Below are 2,643 nucleotides of genomic sequence, written 5' to 3' on the forward strand. Positions count from 1 at the left end.
GGCGAGGACGGCTGCGCCGAGCGCGGCGGCGGCCCCGCCGGCGGGGCCCGGCACACCGGTGCCGGAGACGAGCGGGCAGACCAGCAGCGCGGTGCCGGCCGTGGAGAGGACGATGCAAAGCCCGCCGGGCTCAATGCCCCGGGCCGGGGAAGCCGAGGTCCGCGATCTCCATGGCCCAGGTGCGGAACGCGTCTGCGTCGATGGACCCGACCGGCCGGTGCCCAGGGATCCAGGCGGCGGTGGCGGCGTCCATGAGGTCGGCGAGGCCGAGGTGGTGCCAGTCCTGGTGGACGGCGTTGTAGGCACGCATCAGCGGGGCGACCCTTGCCCTGATCGCGGCCACCTCCTCGTCACCGAGACCGACCCGGCGCAGCCGGGCCCGCGTGGCGGCCCGGCGTCCGGGGGGGAACTCGGTGTCGAGGAACGGTTCGAGGAGGTCGCCCCACACGTCGGGCCTGGACCGCCGGGGAATCCCGTTGGCGGTGCAGAACGATTCCGGTGCGGCCCGCCGGCCGGCCGGGACGAAGAGGGTCTCGCCCAGGACGGTGCGGATCTCCGGCGGGTCGGCCTCCGGATCGGCGTCCCGCACGGCCGCCGCGGGGACGATGCGCTCCCCGCCGGAGGCGGCACCCGGGACGGGCCCCGGAAGGCGGACGTGGTCACCGGCGAGCACGACGTCGAGTTTCACCGGGCCATCCTGCCCGAGCCGGCCTCGGACGTGTCGTCGAAGGGCGCCCGGACGGTCGGTTCAGGGGCGCTGGGGGGGGCACCTGGGATGCGCCCACGACCTTTGACGACAGCCCCTACCGGCGGACGACGCTCGGTTCGCCCGGCCGGCCGGTGGCCGGGTCCAGGGTGAAGACCGCGATCTCCTTCTCCGTGGTCACCGTGATCCGGTCCGGCCCCGACCACTCGGCCGACGTGAAGAAGCCGCGCCCGTCGCGCTCGTCCCACACCCCCAGCTCCCAGTGGCGCGCGGACCAGCCGCTGCCGGTGAGGAGCTCCACGCGGTAGGTCGGGTCGATCGAGAAGGCGATGTCGGTCACGGCCAGCACCCGGTCCGGGTGGCCCGGGTGGACCTTCCGGTCGACCGGCCTCCCGTCCCCGCCGAGGGTGACCGCCAGGAACACGATCGGTGTGCCGACGAGGACGAGCGCCACCAGGGCCGCCGCGCAGCCGATCTGCGACCACCGGGTGCGGAACTCGAACTCGACCACCACCGAGGCCACCGTCAGCACCACCGCCGCCCCGACCAGCAGCACCGGGTGGTCGAACCAGCGCTCGGCCTCCACCAGCCCGCCCGAGTGCGAGGCCTGAACCCCCGGCAGGTACGCCAGCAGCGCCGCCAGCGCCAGGCCCCTGAGCCCCCAGGTGATCCGTCTGCGACGTCCCGCCGTCATCGGTCTCCCGTCCGTCCACCGTTGATCGTCTGCGTGGACTGTACCGACTCCGCGACTCCCGGCCTCCCGGTACGACCCGTCACCCGCCGGCGGCCGTGCCCGGCAGCACCCGGTGACGGCGCATCGGCACTGGTCGCGGCCGCTTCACCGCCGTCCGCTACGCTCTCCCGGATCAACGGCGCGGGCTCCCTCCGGCCCCGCCGAACCGGAAGGCACAGCGCATTGCACGTCACCACCGAGCGGACCCGACCCGTCTCCCGGCGCTGGGCGCTGCTCCCGATGGGCGGCGTGCTCCTCGTCGCCGCCGCCGTCTACGAGCGGACCTGGGTGGAGCCACCGCACGAGTACCTGCTGTGCAAGAGCCCGGCCTCGCTCGGCGCCGTCTTCTGGGTGGTCGTCTCGGTGATGATCGGAGCCGGCCTGGTGTGCGCGATCGGTGTGATGCACCTCGTCATCGACACCCCGAGCCGGATCGCGGCGCCGCTGGTCTACGCGGCGATCGCGCTGACCGCGGTCGTCGGCTCCGACGCGCTCGACCACGCCGGCGCGGGGATCGCCGCCCGGACGGCGGCCGAGTACCGCTCGGCCGGCTCCGTCTGCGACTACCCGATGCCCGCCTACCGCGAGACCCCGGGGTGGTTCTTCTGAGCAGCACCGGCCGCTACCGGTGGCGCACCGACGCCAGGGTCGCACTGCCTGCCGCCCTCATGTGGATGTTCCCCAAGGGCGCGAAGGACTGCGGCGACCACCAGTGGTACCGGAAGGACGACCGCACCTACCGCTGCTACCACTGCGAGCCCGGCGAGCGTCCGAGCACACCCGACGAGGACCGGCAGCGCCCCGGCGCCCCCGGCCGGGACTGAGGTCCGCGGTCAGCCGTCCGCCACCGCGTGGCCCGTCCGGCGGGCCCGCTCGGCCACGGCGGCGAAGTCCGCGGCCGGGTCGAGCGCACCGACCGTCCGGCGGTCCAGCGGAACGCCCGCCAGCACCGCGGCGACGGCCTGCGGGTCGACGGCGCGCCCGTAGTAGTCCTCGGCGTCACGGCGGACGGCCTCGGCACTGCCGTCCACCAGCAGCTCGAACAGCCACCCGGCACCGTCGGACTCCCCCGGCCAGAACGCGACCGGACCGCACTGCCACGCGTCCGCGCCCGTCTCCCGCCACGCGCAGACCGTCGCGTCGAAGAAGCCCTCGAACTGCAGCTCCGGATCGGCCGGGTACCGCGCCAGTGCGGCGGGCAGGC

4 protein-coding genes and 1 pseudogene are annotated in these 2,643 nt (G+C 74.9%); 2 read left to right on the top strand and 3 right to left on the bottom strand.

Annotation, left to right across the window (positions count from 1 at the left end; all coding sequences use genetic code 11):
- Window positions 1-130: 130 nt before the first annotated feature.
- Window positions 131-688, bottom strand: a complete 558-nt coding sequence (locus ABZ641_RS32340; RefSeq protein WP_359987621.1) for a hypothetical protein — start codon at window positions 686-688, stop codon at window positions 131-133.
- Between the two features lie 115 nt (window positions 689-803).
- Window positions 804-1,400: a hypothetical protein gene (locus tag ABZ641_RS32345; protein ID WP_344624873.1), complete on the bottom strand. Its 597-nt coding sequence runs from the start codon at window positions 1,398-1,400 to the stop codon at window positions 804-806.
- Between the two features lie 222 nt (window positions 1,401-1,622).
- Here ABZ641_RS32345 and ABZ641_RS32350 point away from each other — a divergent pair, with 222 nt between their 5' ends.
- Together ABZ641_RS32350 and ABZ641_RS32355 are read left to right on the top strand one after the other, a co-directional pair.
- Window positions 1,623-2,048, top strand: a complete 426-nt coding sequence (locus tag ABZ641_RS32350; RefSeq protein WP_344624874.1) for a hypothetical protein — start codon at window positions 1,623-1,625, stop codon at window positions 2,046-2,048.
- Window positions 2,036-2,263, top strand: coding sequence for a hypothetical protein (locus ABZ641_RS32355; protein WP_359987624.1), 228 nt, complete (start codon window positions 2,036-2,038; stop codon window positions 2,261-2,263). Before ABZ641_RS32350 ends, ABZ641_RS32355 begins: the two co-directional genes overlap by 13 nt.
- A gap of 9 nt (window positions 2,264-2,272) precedes the next feature.
- Here the strand turns inward: ABZ641_RS32355 and ABZ641_RS32360 are convergent.
- Window positions 2,273-2,643: pseudogene (locus tag ABZ641_RS32360) on the bottom strand (hypothetical protein); the annotation flags it as partial.

Source organism: Kitasatospora sp. NPDC007106 (assembly GCF_040634455.1).
Taxonomy (GTDB): domain Bacteria; phylum Actinomycetota; class Actinomycetes; order Streptomycetales; family Streptomycetaceae; genus Kitasatospora; species Kitasatospora arboriphila.